This is a genomic window from Chromobacterium alticapitis (assembly GCF_002924365.1).
Lineage (GTDB): Bacteria > Pseudomonadota > Gammaproteobacteria > Burkholderiales > Chromobacteriaceae > Chromobacterium > Chromobacterium alticapitis.
Map to the genome: position 1 here is coordinate 43,252 of NZ_PQWB01000123.1, position 21,368 is coordinate 64,619.

Annotated in this window: 18 protein-coding genes and 2 tRNA genes; 16 read left to right on the top strand and 4 right to left on the bottom strand. The window is 61.4% G+C overall.

Features of this window, described 5'->3' with window-relative positions:
• A partial coding sequence (locus C2I19_RS22650; RefSeq protein ID WP_233201281.1) for a single-stranded-DNA-specific exonuclease RecJ occupies positions 1-975 on the top strand: 975 nt, incomplete at its 5' end.
• A gap of 275 nt (positions 976-1,250) precedes the next feature.
• Here the strand turns inward: C2I19_RS22650 and C2I19_RS18980 are convergent.
• Positions 1,251-2,222, bottom strand: coding sequence for a LysR family transcriptional regulator (locus C2I19_RS18980; RefSeq protein WP_103904193.1), 972 nt, complete (start codon positions 2,220-2,222; stop codon positions 1,251-1,253).
• A gap of 127 nt (positions 2,223-2,349) precedes the next feature.
• Here C2I19_RS18980 and C2I19_RS18985 point away from each other — a divergent pair, with 127 nt between their 5' ends.
• The 3 genes from C2I19_RS18985 (at position 2,350) to C2I19_RS18995 (ending at position 4,794) form a co-directional block, all read left to right on the top strand.
• A complete protein-coding gene (locus tag C2I19_RS18985) occupies positions 2,350-3,195 on the top strand; it encodes an SDR family oxidoreductase (protein ID WP_103904194.1) in 846 nt (281 codons plus the stop codon).
• 64 nt (positions 3,196-3,259) lie between these two features.
• Positions 3,260-4,318: an NAD(P)-dependent alcohol dehydrogenase gene (locus C2I19_RS18990; RefSeq protein ID WP_103904195.1), complete on the top strand. Its 1,059-nt coding sequence runs from the start codon at positions 3,260-3,262 to the stop codon at positions 4,316-4,318.
• Positions 4,315-4,794 (top strand): (R)-mandelonitrile lyase, encoded by a 480-nt coding sequence (locus C2I19_RS18995; RefSeq protein ID WP_103904196.1) that lies wholly within the window; start codon positions 4,315-4,317, stop codon positions 4,792-4,794. Before C2I19_RS18990 ends, C2I19_RS18995 begins: the two co-directional genes overlap by 4 nt.
• A gap of 227 nt (positions 4,795-5,021) precedes the next feature.
• Here the strand turns inward: C2I19_RS18995 and C2I19_RS22910 are convergent, their stop codons facing one another.
• Entirely contained in the window at positions 5,022-5,258 is a 237-nt protein-coding gene (locus tag C2I19_RS22910; RefSeq protein WP_103904197.1) for a LysR substrate-binding domain-containing protein, read from the bottom strand.
• A 397-nt stretch (positions 5,259-5,655) separates the two neighbouring features.
• On the opposite strand from C2I19_RS22910, the gene C2I19_RS19005 reads away from it, so the two are divergent.
• From C2I19_RS19005 to C2I19_RS19015, 3 genes are all read left to right on the top strand, one after another.
• On the top strand, positions 5,656-7,227 hold the full coding sequence (locus tag C2I19_RS19005) for a DNA recombination protein RmuC (RefSeq protein WP_103904198.1): 1,572 nt from the start codon (positions 5,656-5,658) through the stop codon (positions 7,225-7,227).
• Between the two features lie 73 nt (positions 7,228-7,300).
• On the top strand, positions 7,301-8,407 hold the full coding sequence (gene ddlA, locus C2I19_RS19010; RefSeq protein ID WP_103904199.1) for a D-alanine--D-alanine ligase: 1,107 nt from the start codon (positions 7,301-7,303) through the stop codon (positions 8,405-8,407).
• A 246-nt stretch (positions 8,408-8,653) separates the two neighbouring features.
• Complete coding sequence (locus tag C2I19_RS19015; RefSeq protein ID WP_103904200.1) at positions 8,654-9,664, top strand: BMP family lipoprotein; 1,011 nt, start codon at positions 8,654-8,656, stop codon at positions 9,662-9,664.
• Between the two features lie 89 nt (positions 9,665-9,753).
• On the opposite strand, the gene C2I19_RS19020 is transcribed toward C2I19_RS19015, so the two are convergent.
• Positions 9,754-10,692, bottom strand: coding sequence for a substrate-binding periplasmic protein (locus tag C2I19_RS19020; RefSeq protein WP_103904201.1), 939 nt, complete (start codon positions 10,690-10,692; stop codon positions 9,754-9,756).
• 468 nt (positions 10,693-11,160) lie between these two features.
• Between C2I19_RS19020 and tig the strand changes: the two genes are divergently transcribed.
• The 8 genes from tig (at position 11,161) to C2I19_RS19060 (ending at position 19,527) form a co-directional block, all read left to right on the top strand.
• Positions 11,161-12,468 carry a trigger factor gene (gene tig / locus C2I19_RS19025; RefSeq protein WP_103904202.1) on the top strand — a complete coding sequence of 436 codons (1,308 nt, stop codon included), beginning with the start codon at positions 11,161-11,163 and terminating at the stop codon, positions 12,466-12,468.
• A 19-nt stretch (positions 12,469-12,487) separates the two neighbouring features.
• Positions 12,488-13,120 carry an ATP-dependent Clp endopeptidase proteolytic subunit ClpP gene (gene clpP / locus C2I19_RS19030; protein WP_046167877.1) on the top strand — a complete coding sequence of 211 codons (633 nt, stop codon included), beginning with the start codon at positions 12,488-12,490 and terminating at the stop codon, positions 13,118-13,120.
• A gap of 16 nt (positions 13,121-13,136) precedes the next feature.
• Positions 13,137-14,417, top strand: coding sequence for an ATP-dependent Clp protease ATP-binding subunit ClpX (gene clpX / locus C2I19_RS19035; RefSeq protein WP_103904203.1), 1,281 nt, complete (start codon positions 13,137-13,139; stop codon positions 14,415-14,417).
• Between the two features lie 143 nt (positions 14,418-14,560).
• Positions 14,561-16,975 carry an endopeptidase La gene (gene lon, locus C2I19_RS19040; RefSeq protein ID WP_103904204.1) on the top strand — a complete coding sequence of 805 codons (2,415 nt, stop codon included), beginning with the start codon at positions 14,561-14,563 and terminating at the stop codon, positions 16,973-16,975.
• A gap of 174 nt (positions 16,976-17,149) precedes the next feature.
• Positions 17,150-17,419, top strand: coding sequence for an HU family DNA-binding protein (locus C2I19_RS19045; RefSeq protein WP_043572292.1), 270 nt, complete (start codon positions 17,150-17,152; stop codon positions 17,417-17,419).
• 40 nt (positions 17,420-17,459) lie between these two features.
• Positions 17,460-17,535 (top strand) — tRNA-Val (locus C2I19_RS19050).
• 6 nt (positions 17,536-17,541) lie between these two features.
• Positions 17,542-17,618 (top strand) — tRNA-Asp (locus tag C2I19_RS19055).
• A 73-nt stretch (positions 17,619-17,691) separates the two neighbouring features.
• The gene (locus tag C2I19_RS19060) at positions 17,692-19,527 is read left to right on the top strand and encodes a SurA N-terminal domain-containing protein (protein WP_103904205.1); all 1,836 of its coding nucleotides are present in this window, start codon (positions 17,692-17,694) and stop codon (positions 19,525-19,527) included.
• 45 nt (positions 19,528-19,572) lie between these two features.
• Here C2I19_RS19060 and C2I19_RS19065 read toward each other — a convergent pair whose 3' ends face one another.
• Positions 19,573-20,496, bottom strand: coding sequence for a LysR family transcriptional regulator (locus tag C2I19_RS19065; RefSeq protein ID WP_103904222.1), 924 nt, complete (start codon positions 20,494-20,496; stop codon positions 19,573-19,575).
• Between the two features lie 87 nt (positions 20,497-20,583).
• Here C2I19_RS19065 and C2I19_RS19070 point away from each other — a divergent pair, with 87 nt between their 5' ends.
• Positions 20,584-21,348 carry a sulfite exporter TauE/SafE family protein gene (locus tag C2I19_RS19070; RefSeq protein ID WP_103904206.1) on the top strand — a complete coding sequence of 255 codons (765 nt, stop codon included), beginning with the start codon at positions 20,584-20,586 and terminating at the stop codon, positions 21,346-21,348.
• The last annotated feature ends 20 nt before the right edge of the window (positions 21,349-21,368 follow it).

The window sequence follows — 21,368 nt, forward strand, 5'->3', positions numbered from 1 at the left end:
AATAACCGCACGCTGGTGGAAAACGGCCTCAAGCGCATGCGCGCCGGCCGCATGGCGCCGGGCATCGCCGCGCTGTTCCGCGTGGCCGGCCGCGCCAGCTACAAGGCCAATACCTTCGACCTGGGTTTCACCCTGGGGCCGCGGCTGAACGCCGCCGGCCGGCTGGACGACATGAGCCTGGGCATCGCCTGCCTGCTGTCCGGCAACGAGGAGCAGGCCACCCGGCTGGCGCAGGAGCTGGACAAGCTCAATCGCGAGCGGCGCGGCATAGAGGCCGGCATGCAGGAGGAAGCGTTGGCGGCGCTGTCCGGCATCGATGCCGACAACCGTTACACGCTGAGCCTGTACCGCGACGACTGGCACCAGGGCGTGGTGGGGATTGTGGCTTCCCGATTGAAGGAGCGCTTCCACCGGCCGTCCATCGTCTTCGCGCCCGGCGACGAAGGCGAGATCAAGGGCTCAGGCCGCTCCATTCCCGGCTTCCATCTGCGCGACGCGCTGGACCTGGTCTACAAACGCCATCCGGGCCTGATCCTGAAATTCGGCGGCCACGCCATGGCGGCCGGCCTGAGTCTGGATGAAAGCCGCTTCGGCGAATTCCAGCAAGCCTTCGAAGCCGTGGCGCGCGAGCTGCTGGACGAAAAACAGCTGACCCGGACCATAGAAACCGACGGCAGCCTGTCCGCGCGCGAACTGAACCTGCAACTGGCGGAAACGCTGGCGTCGGAAGTATGGGGCCAGGGCTTTCCGGTGCCTTACTTCAACGATCAGTTCCTGGTGGTGAACCAGAAGCTGGTGGGCGACAAGCACCTGAAGCTGCGCTTGGCGCGCGAAGGCTGCGAATTCGACGCCATGCTGTTCAACCACGCGGACTGGCTGCCGGACCGCATCCAGGCGGTGTACCAGCTGATCGCCAACGAATGGCAGGGCCGCAAGGAATTGCAAGTCTATCTGCAGCATTGGGCGGCGGCTTAGATCACTTGTCTTCCAAGGCATCCATCGGCGGGGGGAGGCGTGCTGCCTCTCCTCAAACGGACTGATAGTGTGGCCTGAAGAGGGCGGATCAAGCTTATGGTTGTAGTGCGGGCTGGAGGGCGTGGCTGCTGTTCGGTCAAAGCGGTCGACAAGCTGACTGTCTAACAATGGCAGGTGTGCGCAAAAATCCGGACACGTTCAAGCGCAAGAAATCACTGATTTGAATAACCATGGATTTCGACAGTATTTTTTTGTGGCAAATCCGGCATCCGTACTCATAGCGGATGCCGTCCCGCGACAAATGCGGCGTGGGCGGCAGCCAGCTCGATTGAAGACAGCAAATAGTCTGGGCTGTCAGATAACTTCGATATGGCCAGATCGAGAAATGACCGCACTCGGCTGGGTTGTGCCGCCCGGCTGCCATAGTAGACATGCAGGGCAATGGGTGCGCTCATAAAAGGTAGCAGTACCGGAATCAGACGGCCTGCACGGATATGCGGCGCTGCCGACAGATTAGCAACTTGTCCGATCACCTGACCTGCCAGCATGGCTTGCAGCTCCAGCTCGGTATCGTTGCTGTAAAAGGCAGGTGAAAAGTGGCGCTGCACCACGCTGCCGTCGATAGTTAGATACCAGGGTGAAACCTTGCCGCTACTGGGGTGGCGGAAAATACTGCAGCGGTGCCCTGCCAGCTCTTCCAGCGTCTCTGGCATGCCATGCCTTGCCAGATAATCAGGGGCAGCGCAAACGATTAGCTGGATGGGGAATAGGCGACGGCTGATCACCCCATCTTGTGCCGACGCCCCGATCCGAAAGCCGACATCCACCCGCTCCAGAACCCAGTTGCCAATGCCGTCGTCCAGCTGGACATCAGGGCGAACGCCAGGATGCTCGCGGCAAAAGCTGTCCAGCAAGGGCATCAAGATGCTGGCAAAGGATGACTTGGGCCCGACAATGCGTAGCGGACCGCTAATCCCTTCCCTTCCCGCACGGGCGGTACTTACTGCGCGCTCCAATGTAGCCAGCGCCGGCTGCGCATCCTCCAAAAACTGCAGGCCTTCTTCAGTCAGTGCCAAGCTGCGCGTAGTCCGGTGCAGCAGACGCACGCCCAGATGTTTTTCCAGCAAAGCAATGGTCTGAGTCGCCGCTTGCGGTGATACGCCTTGGGCCTGCGCCGCCTTGCGGATGCTGCCAAGCTCTACCGCTTTGGCAAACATGGAGATAGAGCGCAATTCATTGATGGACATGAGAGTACCTGCTGTGTCTGCCTAATTATCAATAAAAAATTGCTACTGATGCAAGGTCTTATCGGCTATTTAATTGATATTGAACGACTTATAGTCACCTCATCAATTTGCTCTAGAGGTGGATGGTATGAAAGAAACCCTTGTCGTCGTTGGTGCCGGGCAGATCGGCCAGGCCATCGCGCGCCGAATTGGCGTTGGCAAACAGATCGTGCTGGCTTCGCTACGAATAGAAGAGGCCGAACAGGCGGTGGAACTGTTTCGCCATGCCGGTTTCAGCGCCACCGCAGCCAGTGTGGACGTGAGTTCGCGCGCTTCTGTCAGCGCATTGGTGGAACAGGCCTGCCAGCTGGGGCCGATCACCGGGCTGATCCACGCCGCCGGCGTATCGCCCTCTCAAGCGCCGGTTGCCGCCATTTTGCGGGTGGATCTGTATGGCACGGCGCTGGTGCTGGAGCTGTTTGGCAATGTCATGGCCTCCGGGGGCTCTGCCGTGGTCATCGCCTCGCAGTCTGGCCACCGCCTGCCGGCGCTGAGTCAGCAGCAGGATCGGTTACTGGCGCTGACGCCAGCGGAAGAACTGCTGCAACTGGATTTTCTGCAACCTGGGCAAGTGCTTGACACCCTGCATGCCTACCAGTTGTCCAAACGTGCCAACTCACTGCGGGTGATGGCCGAGGCGGTACGCTGGGGCCAGCGTGGAGCGCGGGTGAATACCATCAGCCCCGGCATCATCATCACTGCGTTGGCCAACGACGAGTTGAACGGCCCGCGTGGCGCCGGCTATCGCAGCATGATCAGCGGCAGCCCGGTGGGACGCGCGGGAACCCCCGACGAAGTGGGCCATGTCGCGGCCCTGCTGATGGGGCCGGATGGCACTTTTATCACGGGCAGCGACATTCTGATGGATGGCGGCGTGACCTCAGCCTTCCGGTTTGGGGACATTGCACAGCCGGTCGCGCAGGGCGGAGCCTGATTGCGCGGCGATCAGCTGATACGAGACAAGATTAACGATTGAACCATTCAGAAAGAGCCGAACAATGAGCTACCGCGTTAAAAGTTATGCGGCACAATCCTCCAGCAGTCCGCTGGCCCCGTTTCAATTTGAGCGCCGCAGTCCCCGTGCAGACGACGTGGTGATCGAGATTCTGTATTGCGGCGTCTGCCATTCCGATGTCCACAATGTACGCAACGATTGGGGCAATGCCAATTATCCCATGGTTCCCGGTCATGAAATCATCGGCAGGGTCATTGCCACCGGCGCTGCCGTTACTCGTTTCAAGGAGGGCGATCACGTCGGTGTTGGCTGCCTGGTGGCCTCCTGCCAGCGCTGCGACGCCTGTGACCATGGCCACGAGCAGTACTGCCAGAATGGCGCTACCTACACCTATAACCACAACGACCCGATAGACGGTACGCGCACTTTTGGCGGTTATAGCGAAAAGATTGTGGTGGCGGAAGACTTTGTCCTGAAAGTACCGAATACGCTGGACCTGGCCGGTGCGGCTCCCTTGCTGTGCGCAGGCATCACCACGTATTCCCCACTGCGCCACTGGAAAGTGGGCAAGAGCAGCAAGGTGGCGATTGTCGGCCTGGGGGGGCTCGGACACATGGGACTGAAGTTGGCCAAGGCCATGGGGGCGGAGGTGACATTGTTCAGCCGTTCGCCGGGCAAGGAGGACGACGCGCGCAGGCTGGGGGCTGACCATATCGTCATTTCCACCGATGTAAAGCAGATGGCAGCCGTTGCGGGCCGCTTCGACCTCATCATCAACACGGTGCCCTGCAAGCATGATGTCAATCCCTACATTCCGACGCTGGCCTCCGGCGGCACCATGGTAATGGTGGGTTATCTGGGGCCGCTGGATAACTTCAATACCGGGCCGCTGGTATTCCGCCGCAAGGCATTGGCCGGTTCGCTGATCGGCGGCATTGCCGAAACTCAGGAAATGTTGGATTTCTGCGGCCGGCACGGCATTCACTCCGATATCGAGCGGATCGCCATTCAGGACATCAACCAGGCCTTCGAACGCATGCTTAAGGCTGATGTGAAATACCGCTTTGTGATTGACATGAACACCTTGAAAGAGTCCATATGAACGCCCTGAGCCAAAATACGAGTCAGCCCTCGGAGCAAGGCTTGATGATTACGCCCGCCTCTGGCCGCGACACCGTGGATGCGCCTGCCGAGTTTTTTACCGGCAGGGTCAAACTTGAAATGCTGTTTACACCGGCGGGGCCTGATCGCACTTCGGCAGGTCTAGTCACTTTTCCTGCTGGCGCTCGCACCCACTGGCACAGCCATCCGCTGGGACAGACCCTGGTAGTGACCGCAGGCACGGGTTATGTGCAACGGGCAGGCGGACCGCTGCAACCAATCAGGTCGGGAGATGTGGTGCGCATTCCGCCTGAGGTAGAACACTGGCATGGCGCCGCATCGGATAGCAGCATGAGCCACATCGCCATTCAGGAGGCGCTAGATGGCAAGTCTGCCACCTGGCAGGAGTCGGTCAGCGATGCGGATTATCTCGGTGGCAAGCTAGATGTCAATCTGAGCGACCAGAGCGCGCTGTAACCCATGTCCGTGTGGATTACCGCTCATTTGCTAGATACTTTTATGGATGCTTCCAATACGAAAACAGCCGTTTTTTATCTGGCATGAGAAGGGCTGACGATCTGCCGCTGATTCCTCTAGGCTGGCTGCAGATTGGCCTTTGCGGTCATAGGCATAATTCCCGTCGGATGGCGGCAATCGATCAGATAGCTGCCGGTGGCGATAAGCTAATTTTGAATGGCTATCTCTCAATTTCGATATCTGAAGCCACTATTCGGTGACTGCGCCGCTTGCAGCAGCTCATCGACAATGATGCGCAGTTTGGGTCGGATGTAGTGACTCTTCGCCCAGATCGCGTGAATGGGCATTTCGCCGCCTGACAGTTCATTCAGCACAGTAACTAGTTTTCCCGATTGCAGGTGCTCATTGACAAGCCATGTCGGCAGTTGGGCCAGACCGCAGCCCGCTAAGGTTGCAGCCAGAATCGGACGCTTATGGAATTCTGTGTAAACCGGTCACAATTTATTGTCCCGTGCAAGTCTGCTTAGGCCTAGATGCCGTCACCTAAGTCAAGCCCATTAGGCGGATGACTGGCGGCTGTCATGGCGGCGCATCGCTCTTGTACGAGCTCGGCGACGCAATGGTGAAGAGATCGAAAGCGGCGGCCGGGCATAAGGGCCGCAAGTCGTGAGAGAAACGAGCGAGAGGGTTGCAGGCGGTGAGGCGGACGGCCTGTTTCTTTTTGGCTGCCGGTGGTGAAATTCCAGCGCGGATGCTGGAAAATGAGCGCCATCGATTTATCGCGCCAGCGGCGGCATGTTTCGCGCCGCGCATCAAAAACGCGCTGGTTGGCTTGGCTGGCCGGGGTCTGACGGGAATTCCATGGAAATGTTGATTATCGGCCTGTTGCTGGGCCTGTTGGGGGGCGGCGCGGCGGCCTGGGCGGCGCGCGGCAAGGGCGTGCGTGAACTGGAGGCTTTGCGTCAGCAGGCTGCCGGCATGCAGGCGCAGCTGGATGCATTGCGGTCGCAGTTGGACGAGGCTCGTGCGCGGGAGCAGGAGGCGGTTCGCGCGCAGCAGGCGCAAAGCCGGCAACTGGCGGATAGCCAGACCCAGCTGGGCGCTTACGTGGCACGCGCCCAACGCGTGCCGGAGCTGGAAAAGCTGCTGCAGGAGCGCGAGCAGGCCTTGGCCGCCGCGCAGCGGGAGCTGCGCGAGCTGGGCGCGCAACTGGCGGCGCGCGAGGAGCAGGGCCGCGTACTGGAGGCGCTGGAGGCGCGCAGCCTGCAGCAGGGGCAGGACATCGTGCGGCTGAGCGCGCGCGAACAGGAGCTGGCCACCACCTTGCAGCAGGAAAGGCAGCAGAGCCAGGAAAAGCTGGCCTTGCTGATGGAGGCGAGGCAGACGCTGTCCGACCAGTTCAAGGCGCTGGCCGGGGACATCCTGGAAGAAAAATCCAAGCGCTTCACCGAGCAGAACCAGCAAAATCTGGGCATGCTGCTCAATCCTCTGCACGAGAGAATTCAGAATTTCGGCAAGCTGGTGCAGGACACTTACGACAAGGACAGCAAGGAGCGGCTGACGCTGGAAACTGAGCTGAAGCGGCTGCAGGAACTGAACACTCGGCTGGGCGATGACGCGGTGGCGCTGACCAACGCGCTGACCGGCGCCAGCAGCAAGGCGCAGGGCACCTGGGGCGAAATGGTGCTGGAAAAGGTGCTGGAAACTTCCGGCCTGGCTAAGGATCGCGAGTACCGGGTGCAAGTGTCGGACGTGGTGGAGACCGAGGACGGCATCAAGCGCTACCAGCCGGACGTGGTGATAGACCTGCCGGAAGGCAAGCAGCTGGTGGTGGATTCCAAGGTGTCCTTGAACGCTTATGTTCGCTATACCGCTGCGGAGGGCGACGCCGCGCGCGAGGCGGAACTGAAAGGCCACATCGCCGCCATCCGCGCGCATATCCGCACCTTGTCCGAGAAGCGTTATCAGGACTTGTACAAGCTGCACACGCTGGACTTCGTGTTCATGTTCATCCCCGTTGAGCCGGCTTATCTGCTGGCGGTGCAGCACGATATGAGCCTGTTCAACGAGGCCTTCGAGCGCCGCATCATGATAGTGGGCCCCAGCACGCTGCTGGCCACGCTGCGTACTGTCGCCAGCATCTGGCGCTATGAGTACCAGAACCAGAACGCGCAGGAGATCGCGCGCCAGGGCGGGGCGATGTACGACAAATTCGTCGGCTTCGTCGGCAATATGGAGAAGCTGGGCAAGCAGCTGGATACCAGCCGCGACACCTTCTCCGACGCGATGAAACAGTTGTCCAGCGGCAGCGGTAATCTGGTCAACCGCGCGGAGAAGCTGCGCAAGCTGGGCATACGCAACAACAAGCAGCTGGCGTCTCAGCTTAGGCTGGAGGGCGCGGAGGACGCGGACGAAGAACCGCTTGAAGAGTGAGCGGGGCAGGGCGGCGGGTGAGCGGAAATTCCGTTATCATGCCGCCTTCGCGTAACAGGTATTGGAGGCGGCCATGGGCAAGATACGGGTAGGTTTGATTTTCGGCGGCCAGTCGTCCGAACACGAGGTATCTTTGCAATCCGCCAGGAATATCCTGGAGGCGCTGGACAAAGACAGGTTCGAGGCTTTGCTGATAGGCGTGGACAAGCGAGGGCAATGGCATGTGGGCCAGCCATCCAATTTCCTGCTGAACGCGAATGATCCCGCCCGCATCGCGCTGCGCGAAACCGGCGAGGGCTTGGCGCTGGTGCCTGGCGAGAAGGCGCGCCAGCTGGTGGCAGCGGCCAATGCCAGCCCGCTGGAGCAGGTGGACGTGATCTTTCCTATCGTGCATGGCACCTTGGGTGAGGATGGCTCGCTGCAGGGCTTGCTGAAAATGGCCAATATTCCCTTTGTCGGCGCCGGCGTGCTGGGCTCAGCCATCTGCATGGACAAGGACGTGGCCAAGCGGCTGCTGCGCGACGCCGGCCTGAAGGTGGCGCCCGGCGTCACGCTGAGTCGGGCCAAGGCCGCGCAGGCGGATCTGGCCGCCATTGTCGCTCAACTGGGCTTGCCGCTGTTCGTCAAGCCAGCCAGTCAGGGTTCCTCCGTGGGCGTGAGCAAGGTGAAGCGAGCGGAAGACCTGCGCGCGGCGCGGGACGAGGCCTTCCGTTTCGATCACAAAGTGCTGGTGGAGCAGGCGGTGATCGGCCGCGAGATAGAGTGCGCGGTGCTGGGCAATGAGCATCCTCGGGCCAGCGGCTGCGGCGAGATCGTGCTTGCCGACGAGTTTTACGCCTACGACACCAAATACCTGAACGAAGACGGCGCCCGCGTAGCTGTGCCGGCGGACATTCCGGACGAGGCTTGCCAGCGCATCCGGCGCATCGCCGTCGAAGCCTTCCAGGCGCTGGAGTGCAGCGGCATGGCGCGGGTGGATGTTTTCCTGACGCCGGCCGGCGAAGTGGTAATCAACGAGCTGAATACCTTGCCCGGCTTCACTAATATCAGCATGTACCCCAAGCTGTGGGAGGCGGCCGGCCTGTCTTACCGCGATCTGATCACGGCGCTGATAGCGTTGGCGTTGGAGAAAGGCGCGCAAGACGCCGCGCTGTGCCGCAACGCGGCTTTGCCGGCTTGATCTGGGCTGGGTTAATTTTTTTCCGACAATTTTATCTATATTTGTTTACACGAGGGGTGGCGCTGGGTAGAATTTCGCCGCTTCAATTGGCGAGTTGTATGCGCCGCCCGCCGGCGGCATGCGGCTCCCGCGTTCAGTCCCGCCGCGCCGCGCTCTGGGGAGCGACAGGCGCGATGCGTTCCTCGTTGAAGCGCCGGATCGATGCGTTCGACCGGCCCCATCTCAAAACTACTACTAGAAAAGTTGATGAAAATGACGTTTGCGATCAAGACCGCAGGCTGCGCTGTAGCCGCAGTTCTGCTGGCCGGCCCGGCGCTGGCCAAGGACTTCTCCGTCGCCGTGGTGTACGACCAGGCCGGCAAGTTCGACAAGAGCTTCAATGAAGCCGCCTACACCGGCGCGGAACGCTTCAAGAAAGAGTTCAAGATCGATTACCGCGAAGGTCAGCCCACCAACGATGCGCAAAAAGAGCAAGTGCTGCGCAATATGGCGCGCAAAGGCGCCGACCTGGTAGTAGCCGTGGGCTTCGCGTACAGCCAAGCTATCGAGACCGTGGCCAAGGAATTCCCTAACACCAAGTTCACCCTGGTGGACTCCGTGGCCAAGGGCGCCAATGTGCAGAGCATCGCCTTCAAGGAACAGGAAGGCTCCTTCCTGGTGGGCATGGCCGCCGCCATGAAGTCCAAGACCGGCAAGGTGGGTTACCTGGGCGGCATGGATGTGCCGCTGATCCGCGCCTTCGGCTGCGGCTACGCGCAAGGCGCCCGCTACGTGAACCCGAAGGCCGTGGTGCTGCAGAACATGTTGGGCACTACCCCGGCCGCCTTCAACGACCCGTCGCGCGGCAATGAGCTGGCCAAGAGCCAGTTCGACCGCGGCGCGGACGTGATCTTCGCCGCCGCGGCCCTGTCCAATGTGGGCGCGCTGCAGGCTGCCAAGGCTTCCGGCAAGTTCTACATCGGCGTGGACAGCAATCAGAACTACATGCAACCGGGCACCGTGCTGACTTCCATGGTCAAGCGCGTGGACAATGCCGTGTATGAAACCATGCGCGACGCCAAGAACGGCACCTGGAAGCCCAGCGTCAAGCTGATGGGCCTGAAGGAAAACGGCGTGGACTGGGCGCTGGACAAGTACAACCGTCCGCTGGTCACGCCGGAAATGGAGAAGAAGATCGTCGCCGCGCGCAAGGACATCATCGCCGGCAAGATCAAAGTGGTGGACTACCGCGCCAGCAACAGCTGCCCGGTGAACTAAGCCGCGCTCTTCGCGCCATGCTCAAACAGCCCTGTCCGGCACGCGCCGGCGGGGCTGTTTTTTGGGGTTGCGACTCCCGAGAGACGGCGCTACGGCAGGGGGTGCAGCTTGATGCCGGAGGGTAGCCACCAGCTGTATTCATGCGGCAGCGGCGGGCCGGGAAACATAGGATTTTCCAGATAGAGCACGCTTCTGCGCTCCTGTTTCAACAGCTGGATTTCCGGCTGATGGTATTGCTGGAAAAGCTTTTTGAAGGATCCGTCGCGCAGGGCCAGATTCAAGCCGTCCTCTATGCGTTTGGCCAGCTCGGCATTGCCCTTTCTCACCCAAAAGTAAACCGGGTAGCGCATGAATAGGGCATGGCTGTCATCGACGCCCAGATCCGGATAGGCATGGCCATAGCTCGCCAGTTCTTTGGCGAACTCGCTGACGCCTCTCGGGAAGGCGTCGAAGCGCTTGTTGCTCAGCATGGCGAACAGATTCGGATAGCTGGGCGAGGTGACGAGCGTGAGGCCATTGGCCTGCAGGATGGCGACGTCGGCCCATTGGCTGTTGAAGCCAAAGCGGATTTGCCGCTTCAGCTCGGACGGGCTCAGTTGGCGGAAACGGGCTTGGTCCGCCTTGCGGATCAGCAGGACGCGATATCCCAGCAAGCCGCGCAGAATGTCTACCCGGACGGGTTGCAGCTCCGCCAGCCTTTCCTGGTTGGGGCCCAGGGCCAATACGTCTACCGCTCCGGCGCGCAGCATGGCCTCCAGGCGCGATTGCGAGGTGAGGGTGCTGTCTATCTGGTCGACGCGGTAATCGGCATGTCCCGTATTTGCGTGATCCAGCGCCAATTGCAGCAAGGCCCAGCGGTAATGGTAAAGCTCGCCGCTCGGCGCGCAGCGCAGGGGGACGGTTTCCGCTTGGACGGGCGCGGCCAGCGCGGATGCGGCTGCCCAGATGGACAGTAAGAACAGGTGAATGCCTCGTTGGATGGAGAGTGGCAGCGGCATCGGCAGGTCCGGGTAATAGGGCGTTGCCATATGGTAGCTTTTGCCGATTATCTTTCAATTTATTTCTGCGGCTTGCCATGCGCTTGCAACGGCACGGTCTGCTTGATGGCGTGGCGGGAAATTCTTTATGGGTCCGAGGCCTCGGCTTTGTTGCCGCGGGCCCATCTTGCGATGACGCCATGCGTTTGCGGCGGATTATATTTCCGGGCGCCGAGGAGGCGAGCTGCGCGGGGAAATCTGTTCAATATCAATTTGCAAGCGTCTCCCCGGCGGCGCGCCCACCGGCGGATTGTATGCAAAAAACGGTGGAAGCCGCGCCGGCAAAGGCCGAGAGGGGCAGACAAGCTGATTTGGCGTGCTATACTCCTCGTTTCGTTGGGTGCGCGGTGTAACTCCGCGCAGCGTCTGTTTCCTCGTCTCTCGGCCATGGCCGGCTTGGCGCGGCGGGCGTCGTACCGTCCCAGATGACTACAACCTGTCACACTCTAAGGAATCAACATGCAAGTACAGCTGGAAACTCTGAGCAATCTTGAACGCCGCATGAATATCGCCCTGCCGATGGCCGCCATCGAAGCGCAAGTGGCCGAGCGCCTGAAGCGCGTGGCTCGCGGTGCCAAGATCCAAGGTTTCCGCCCGGGCAAGGCTCCGCTGAAGATCGTGGAAATGAACTACGGCGCCCAGGTGCGTGAAGAAGTGATGGGTGAGCAGGTTCAGCAAGGCTTCTACCAAGCCGTGACCGAGCAAAGCCTGCGCGTGGCCGGTTACCCGCGTTTCGAACCGGTTGCCGCCGGCGAAGACAAGGAAAACTTCAAGTTCGCCGCCACTTTCGAAATCTACCCGGAAGTGAAGGTTGGCGAACTGGTTGGCAAGGAAATCGAAAAGCCGGCCGTGACCGTCGGCGACGCCGAAATCGAGAAGACCATCGACATTCTGCGTAAGCAGCGCACCCGCTTCAACCGCGTTGAGCGCGAAGCCGCCGAAGGCGACCGCGTGATCATCGACTTCAAGGGCGCCATCGACGGCGTGGCCTTCGAAGGCGGTTCCGCTGAGAACTTCCCGTTCGTGCTGGGCCAAGGCCAGATGCTGCCGGAATTCGAAGCCGGCGTGATCGGCGCCAAGGAAGGCGACATCAAGAGCGTGGAAGTGAGCTTCCCGGCTGACTACCATGGCAAGGACGTGGCCGGCAAAACCGCCGTGTTCGAAATTCTGGTCAAGAACGTGGCCGAAGCGGCGCTGCCGGAAGTGGACGCCGATTTCGCCAAGGCCCTGGGCATCACCGAAGGCGACGTGGAAAAGATGCGCGGCGAAATCCGCAAGAACGTCGAACGCGAAGTGAAGCGTCGTCTGCAGGCCCGCATCAAGGAAAACGTGATGCAAGCGCTGATCGACGCCACCGAAATCGAACTGCCGAAGGCGCTGGTTGGCCTGGAGATCGGCCGTCTGGTGGAGCAGGCTCGTCGCGAAATGCAACAGCGAGGCATGAACGTCAAAGACATGCCGTTCCCGCCGGAGCTGTTCACTGCTCAAGCCGAGCGCCGCGTCAAGCTGGGCCTGATCCTGTCCGAAGTGGTGGATAGCAACAAGCTGGAAGCCAAGCCGGAGCAAGTGCGCGCGATGATCACCGAATTCGCCGACAGCTACGAGCAGCCGGAAGACGTGCTGGCCTGGTACTACGAGAGCGCCGACCGCCTCGAAGGCCCGACTTCCATGGTTTTGGAAGACAACGTGGTTGAATTTGTGCTGTCTCAGGCCAATGTAGTAGCGAAGGAGCTGTCCTTCGACGAACTGATGGGCAGCCAAGCCTGATAACAAATAGGAGTGGCCGATGAAATCTATGATGGAACCGCAAGGTCTGGGCCTGGTGCCCATGGTGGTGGAGCAGAGCGGACGCGGCGAACGCGCCTATGACATCTACTCTCGCCTACTGAAGGAGCGCATCGTCTTCCTGGTCGGCCCCGTCACGGACGAGTCGGCTAACCTGGTTGTGGCGCAGATGCTGTTCCTGGAGTCGGAAAATCCGGACAAGGACATCCATTTCTACATCAACTCGCCGGGCGGCTCCATTACCGCCGGCATGTCGATCTACGATACGATGAACTTCATCAAGCCGGACGTTTCCACGCTGTGCATCGGGCAGGCGGCCAGCATGGGCGCCTTCCTGTTGGCGGCAGGCGCCCATGGCAAGCGTTTCGCGCTGGAAAACAGCCGGGTGATGATTCACCAGCCCCTGTTGTACGGCGGCGGCTTGTCCGGCCAGGTGACCGACATCGAGATCCATGCCCGCGAGCTGGTCAAGGTGAAGGCCAAGATGAACGAGCTGTTGGCCAAGCATTCCGGCCAGGCGCTGGAGCGGGTGCAGTCCGACACCGAACGCGACAACTTCATGTCGGCGGAAGAGGCTCGCGCCTACGGCATGATCGATAAAGTGCTGTCTTCCCGCCGGGATGTGACGGCCTAAGTAGTGGAATTGGCTAATGGCTGACAAAAACAGCAACGAGAAGCTTCTCTATTGCTCTTTCTGCGGAAAGAGCCAGCACGAGGTGCAGCGGCTGATCGCTGGTCCGCAGGTGTTCATTTGCAATGAATGTGTCGAGCTGTGCAACGACATCATTCGCGAAGAGCTGGAAAAGGGCGACGGCATCGAGGTAGTGGGCGGCGCGTCCGACAGCAACCCGCTGCCGACGCCGCAGGAAATCCGCGCGGATCTGGACCAGTACATCATCGGCCAGGACTTCGCCAAGAAGACGCTGTCGGTGGCGGTGTACAACCACTACAAGCGGCTGTACAACAAAGGCGGCAAGGACGATGTCGAGCTGGCCAAGAGCAATATCCTGCTGATCGGTCCGACCGGCTCCGGCAAGACGCTGTTGGCCCAATCGCTGGCGCGCTTGCTGGATGTGCCTTTCGTCATCGCCGACGCCACCACGCTGACCGAGGCGGGTTACGTGGGCGAGGACGTTGAGCACATCATTCAGAAGCTGCTGCAGAAGTGCGACTACGATGTGGACAAGGCCCAGCGAGGCATCGTCTACATCGACGAAATCGACAAGATCTCGCGCAAGTCGGAAAACCCGTCCATCACGCGCGACGTGTCGGGCGAGGGCGTGCAGCAGGCGCTGTTGAAGCTGATCGAAGGCACGGTGGCTTCCGTGCCGCCGCAGGGCGGCCGCAAGCATCCGAACCAGGAGTTCATCCAGGTCGACACCACCAACATCCTGTTCATCTGCGGCGGGGCTTTCGATGGTCTGGACAAGATCATCCGCCAGCGTTCGGAGAAGGGCGGCATCGGCTTCGGCGCGGAAGTCTCCTCCAAGGACGATGGCAAGAGCCTGACCAAGCTGTTCCAGGAAGTCGAGCCGCAGGACATCATCCGTTTCGGCCTGATTCCGGAACTGATTGGTCGTCTGCCGGTGGTGGCTACGCTGGAAGAGCTGGATGAGGAGGCGCTGGTTTCCATCCTGACCCAGCCCAAGAACGCTCTGATCAAGCAATACCAGAGGCTGTTCTCGCTGGAAACGGTAGAGCTGGAGGTCCGCCCGTCTGCGTTGCGAGTGATCGCCAAGCAGGCTCTGGCCCGCAAGACCGGCGCGCGCGGCCTGCGTTCCATTCTGGAGCGCGCGCTCTTGGACACCATGTACGAGCTACCGTCCATGCGGGATGTGGAGAAAGTCGTGGTGGACGAGAAGGTGATCGAGAAGGGCGACAAGCCGCTTTTCATCTACCGCGAAGGCGGCGGTGTGGCACAATCCGCCTGACGGCCTGTCCCGGATGCTAGAACCGCCCGTCAGGGCGGTTTTTTATTTGTTACTCGCGCAATCTGTTTTAGTATGGGGTGTTGATATTCTGGCATCGAGCCCCATTTCTCAAGCATTGTTTTCCCAAGCTAAGGTTAGGTGATATGCCGCAACCCGCAGAAATTCTAGAAGAGACCACGCTGCCGCTGCTGCCGCTGCGCGACGTGGTGGTCTTCCCCCATATGGTCATACCGCTGTTCGTCGGGCGGGCCAAATCCATTCGCGCGCTTGAGCTGGCGATGGATGAAGGCAAGCAGATCCTGCTGGTGGCGCAGCGCTCGGCGTCCAAGGATGAGCCGTCGTCTGAAGATCTATACAGCGTGGGCACCATCGCAGCGGTGCTGCAGATGCTCAAGCTGCCGGACGGCACGGTCAAGGTGCTGGTGGAAGGCCGCCAGCGCGCCACCATCAAGAGTGTTGGCGAGGAAGATGGCTGCTTCGTCGCCGAGTTCATGCCGCTGTCCAGCGAGCTGGAGGAAAGCAACGAGACCGAGGCCATGCGCCGCGCCTTGTTGGCCCAGTTCGAGCAGTACGTGAAGCTGAACAAGAAGATTCCGCCCGAGGTGTTGAACTCGCTGGCCGGCATAGACCGCGCCGGCCGCATGGCCGACAGCATCATCGCCCACTTGCCGCTGAAGCTGGAGCAGAAGCAGGAAGTGCTGGAGATGTTCGACGTGCAGACCCGCCTCGAGCACCTGATGTCGCAGCTGGAAGGCGAAATCGATATCCTTCAGGTAGAAAAGCGCATCCGCGGCCGCGTCAAGCGCCAGATGGAAAAGAGCCAGCGCGAGTACTATCTGAACGAGCAGGTCAAGGCCATCCAGAAAGAGCTGGGCGAGATGGACGAAGCCAGCGACCTGGATGAGCTGGAGCGGCGCATCAAGGCTGCCGGCATGAGCAAGGAGGCGCGCGAAAAGGCGCAATCCGAACTCAAGAAGCTGAAGATGATGTCACCGATGTCGGCCGAGGCCACGGTGGTGCGCAACTACATCGACATCTTGCTTGAGCTGCCGTGGAAGAAGAAGACCAAGATCAGCAAGGACGTGGCAGCAGCCGAGGCCGTGCTGGACGAGGATCACTTCGGGCTGGAGAAGGTCAAGGAGCGCATACTGGAGTACCTGGCGGTGCAGCAGCGCGTAGACCGCCTGAAGGCGCCCATCCTGTGCCTGGTAGGCCCTCCGGGCGTGGGCAAGACCTCGCTCGGCCAGTCCCTGGCGCGGGCCACGAACCGCAAGTTCGTGCGCATGGCGCTGGGCGGCGTGCGCGACGAATCCGAGATTCGCGGCCATCGCCGCACCTATATTGGCTCCATGCCGGGCAAGGTGCTGCAGAACATGAGCAAGGTAGGCGTCAAGAACCCGCTGTTCCTGCTGGACGAAGTGGACAAAATGGGCGCGGATTTCCGCGGCGATCCGTCCTCGGCCCTGCTGGAGGTGCTGGACCCGGAGCAGAACCACGCTTTTATCGATCACTACGCGGAAGTCGAGTACGATCTGTCCGACGTGATGTTCGTGGCCACCGCCAATTCGCTGAATATCCCGCCGGCGCTGCTGGATCGGATGGAAATCATCCGTTTGTCCGGCTACACAGAGGATGAGAAGGTCAACATCGCGCTGAAGTATTTGTTGCCCAAGCAGATAGAGGCCAATGGCGTGCGCGAGGGCGAGCTGGCGGTGCAGGAATCCGCCATCCGCGACATCGTGCGTTACTACACCCGCGAGGCGGGCGTGCGCAGCCTGGACCGCGAGATCGCCAAAATCTGCCGCAAGGTGGTGACCGGCTCGCTGTTGAAGCCGGCGAAGGCCGCCAAGACGACGGTATCGGCCAAAAATCTGGACAAATACCTGGGCGTGCGCCGCTTTGACTATGGCCTGGCCGAGGAAGAGAACCGGATCGGCCAGGTGACGGGTCTGGCATGGACCGAGGTGGGCGGCGAATTGCTGACCATCGAGGCGGTGTCGCTGCCCGGCAAGGGCAATATCGTGCGCACCGGCCAGTTGGGCGAAGTGATGCAGGAGTCGATCACGGCGGCGATGAGCGTGGTGCGCAGCCGCGCGCGCAGCCTGGGCATCAAGCCGGACTTCTACGAGAAGAGCGATATGCACATCCACGTGCCGGAGGGCGCGACGCCCAAGGATGGTCCGAGCGCGGGCATTGCGATGACCACGGCCATCGTATCGGTGTTGACTGGCATTCCGGTGCGCGCCGACGTGGCGATGACCGGCGAGATCACCTTGCGCGGCGAAGTGCTGCCGATTGGCGGCTTGAAGGAAAAGCTGCTGGCGGCGCACCGCGGCGGCATCCGCCATGTGCTGATTCCCAAGGGCAATGAAAAGGATCTGGCGGAGATCCCCGCCAACATCAAACAGAAGCTGGAAATCCATCCTGTCAAGTGGGTGGACGAGGTTCTGGCGCTGGCGCTGGAGCGTCAACCGGAAGAATTGTCTCAAGATGAGCCTTCCGGTGATATTCCCCCCGCGCAGGATGCGGGCAGCGCGCAGCCGCTTTTGAAACATTAAGAATCATGGCCTTAGCGAAGCTGTGAATAAACCTTGTTTTTGCGGCTTCCAAACGGTCTTGCGAATTAGCAAAACCCCCGTGGAAGCCGCTTGACACAAGGATTTCAGCCTTGCTATAAAGCAAGCGTTTTTATCCGAATTACGTAGACCGAAGAACGACGAAAGGGGACTTACGTGAACAAGTCTGAACTGATTGACGCCATCGCCGCAGAGGCCGACATTTCCAAGGCTGCTGCCGCCAAGGCTCTGGATGGCATGGTTGCCGCCGTAACTGACGCGCTGAAAAAGGGCGATACCGTGACTCTGGTGGGTTTTGGCACCTTCTATGTGGGCGAGCGCGCTGAGCGCAGCGGCCGCAACCCGAAGACCGGCGAAACCATCAAGATCCCGGCTGCACGTTCTCCGAAGTTCCGTGCTGGCAAGGCACTGAAAGACGCGCTATAATCGCGGCTTCGCCGTGGCCTGATGGCTGGCGGCGAAGCGGGGGCGTTTAGCTCAGTTGGTAGAGCGTCTGCCTTACAAGCAGAATGTCGGCGGTTCGACTCCGTCAACGCCCACCACAGTTCGGAGCGGTAGTTCAGTTGGTCAGAATACCGGCCTGTCACGCCGGGGGTCGCGGGTTCGAGCCCCGTCCGCTCCGCCAAATACACGAGAGAAGGTGAACCGGTTTATCCCGTTCACCTTTTTTTTTACAGGGGTGGCTACAGCCAATCGCCATGTTCGAGTTTGTCCAGAACAACAAAACCGTTATTCAAGTGATCCTGGGCGCCGTAGCCCTGACCTTTGTCGGCTTCGGCGTCGGCAGCTACTCCAGCGCCACCGATGATCCCTACCTGGTCAAAGTAGGCGGCTCCAAGATCAACAAGCGCGACCTCGATCGCGCGCTGGAAGGGCGCCCCAGCGACCCGGCGACGCGCCAGGCGATGCTGGAGCAGATGATCCGCACCGAGCTGCTGTTGTCCGACGCGCGCGACCATGGCGTGACGGTCAGCCCCGAGCAGCTGCGCAAGTTTATCGCCGCCGTGCCCATGTTCCAGGAGAACGGCCAGTTCAGCGCGCAGCGCTACAGCGAATTCCTGAAGAGCCGCTATCCGACGGCCGAGGCTTTCGAAGCCGACGTCAGCCGCGATCTGATCGTGCGCGGCCAGCTGGACAGCGTGGCGGGCACCCAGTTCCTGCCGGACGCCGTGATCAGCCGCGTGGCTGCGCTGTTGAGCGAGGGCCGCGAGGTGCAGGCGCTGACGATCAAGCCCAGCGATTTCGCCGCGGAGGTGAAGACCGACGCCGCCGCGATCAAGGCCTATTACGACGCCAACGCCAAACACTACCGCAGCGCCGAGCAAATCAAGCTGGACTACGTGGTGCTGTCGCAGGACGCGCTGGGCCAAGGCATTCAGATCAGCGACGCCGATGTGCAGAAATACTATGAGCAGCACAAGGCCGACCTGGCCGGCGAGCAGCGCCGCGCCTCGCACATCCTGCTGACCGTGTCCAAGGACGCCAAGCCAGAGCAGAAGGCCAAGATCAAGGCGGAAGCCGAGGCCATCCTGAAGGACGTGCGCGCCAATCCGGCCAAGTTCGCTGAAATCGCCAAGGCCAAGTCGCAGGATCCGGGTTCGGCGGAAAAGGGCGGCGACCTGGGCTTGAACGCGCGCGGCGCGATGGTCAAGCCGTTCGACGATGCCTTGTTCACGATGAAGCCTGGCCAGATCAGCGACCTGGTGGAAACCGAGTACGGCTACCACATCATCCGCCTGGATGAGGTCAAGAGCCAGTCGCTGGCCCAGCTGAAGGGCGCTATCGTCGCCAAGCTGCAGAAGCAGAAGGCGGCCGCCTTGTTCCGCGCGCAGTCCGAAAAGCTGAACGAAGTGTCCTATCAGCAAGCCGATTCGCTGAAGGGCGTGGTGGAAGCCTTGAAGCTCGAGGTCAAGCATTCGGGCTGGATGCAGCGCAACCAGCCGGCTCAGGACGAAGTGTTGGGCAACGCCAAGCTGCTGCAAGCCGTGTTCAGCGACGACGTGTTGAAGAAGAAGCACAACAGCGAAGTCGTGGATGTCGGCGGCGGACGCCTGGTGGTGGCGCGCATCGCCGAACATCAGCCTGAGCGGCAGCTGCCGGTGGCGGAAGTGAGCGAGCAGATCAAGACCGAGCTGATCGCGCGCGAAGGCGCCAAGCTGGCGGACAAGAAGGGGCAGGCGCTGCTGGCCGAGCTGAAGGCAGGCAAGTCGGCAGACGCGCAGCAGTGGGGCGCCGCGCAGGCGGTATCCCGTCGCGCGGCGAGCTTGCCGCAAACCGATATGCGCGCGGTGTTCTCGGCGGGCGCGGGCAAGCTGCCTGGCTTCGCCGGCGTGCGCCACGATACCGGCGAATACGTGCTGTACCGCGTCAACAAGGTGATTCCGGCGCCGGCGATCAGCGATGCCGAACGCGGCCAGCTGGGCGGCCAGCTTGGCCAGGTGAGCGCGGAAGGCCAGTTCGCGGCATATCTGAAGACGCTGCGCGAGAAATACCAGGTTACGCCGGGCAAGCAGTCCTTGAACGACAATAACTGAACCGGCCTCCGTCAGCCAAACCCCGCCTTGCGCGGGGTTTTTGTTTTAGATCCGCGGCGCGCGATCCAGTCCGCGCGCGCCGGCTTCGCCGCGCAAGGCTTCCAGCAGCAGTCTGGCCTTGCGCGGCATGCCGCGGCTGGCGAACACCGCGTGCATCTGCGGATCATCGCCATGGCTGGAGACGATGCGGTAATCCGGGCATAGCCGGACCAGCTCGCCGCGCGCGGCGCAGGGCTCGGCCAGCCAATCGCCCAGCCGCGCGATGCCCAGGCCGGCGCGCGCCGCGTCCAGCACGCCGTTGCCGGAGTTGCTGCGGTGCCAGGCCGCCAGATTCAGACTGACGGTTTCGTCTTCCCTCGCAAAATTCCAGGCTTTCAGCACGCGCGGCGCGCTATGCATCAGCACGCGGTGCTGCGGCAACTCGCTGGGGTGGGCGGGCGCGCCATGGCGCGCGACATAGTCCGGGCTGGCGTAGAGATGGCGGCGATACGACCATAGCGGATAGCCTATCAACTCGCTGGAGGCGGGGAAGGCGCCGCGTATCGAGAAGTCCAGCTTGTCGCGTATCGGCTCCAGGATGGCGTCGCTGTACAGGACATCGAAGCGCAGGCCCGGGTGCTCGTCGGCCAGCCGGGCCAGGATGCGCGGCAAGAGTTCGCGTCCCAGGGTTTCCGGCGCGGAAAAGCGCAGCAGGCCTCGCGGCGAAGCCGTCTGCTGATTCAGCTCGTCCTCGGCCTGCTGCTGCAGGTCCAGCATTTGCCTCGCCAGCGGGTAATAGGCCTCGCCGCCCATCGTCAGTTCCACTTGTTTGCTGCTGCGCGCCAGCAGCATGGCGCCCAGCTCGTCCTCCAGCGCCTGCAAGGCGCGAGTGACGCTGCTGGGGGATGTGCCCAATTGCCTGGCGGCGGAGACGAAGCTCTTGTGCTCAACCACGGCGCAGAATACGCGCAAATTCCACAAGGTTTTCATGGTCGTCATTCGTTGCGATTATTGCAATATTGTATTGCAAGCATGGTGCGAGGGCGAGGCGTAGAATGCGTGGAAAGGAGAATGACGATGTTATTGAGTTTGAGTTTTCTGTGCGTGATCGCATTCTGCGCCGGCCTGGTGGATGCGGCGGTTGGCGGCGGCGGCCTGATCCAGATCCCGGGCCTTTTCAGCGCTTTGCCCAATGCGGCGCCGGCCACGATTTTCGGCACCAATAAACTGTCGGCGGCGGTGGGGACGCTGTCGGCGGCTCGGTCGTATCTGAGCCGCGTGCGGCTGCCGTGGCGGCTGGTGCTGCCGGCGGCGGCCACCGCTTTCGTGTTTTCGTTTGCCGGGGCGGCCGCGGTGTCGCAAATCCCCAAGGGCGTGATCCGGCCGATGGTGCTGGCGCTGCTGGTGGTGATGGCGGTTTATACGCTGTGGAAGAAGGATTTCGGCAAGCTGCACCGGCCGGTGGCCATAGGCCGCCGCGAAATGGCGATAGGCATGGCCATAGGCGGCGCCATCGGTTTTTACGACGGCCTGTTCGGCCCCGGCACCGGCAGCTTCCTGATGTTTCTGTTCATCCGTTTCTTCGCCTTCGACTTTCTGCACGCCTCGGCCGCGGCCAAGGTGGTGAACCTGACCACCAATGTCGCCGCCTTGATTTTCTTCGTTGGCGCCGGCCATGTGCTGTACCAGTTCGCCTTGCCGATGGCGGCGGCCAATATGGCCGGCGCGATGGTCGGCACGCGGCTGGCGATGAAAAAGGGCGCTGGTTTCGTGCGCGTGCTGTTTCTGGGGCTGACCAGCGTGCTGATCTGCAAACTGGCGTGGGACATGCTGGCCGGCTGATTGCTCCCTTCTGGCTCCCG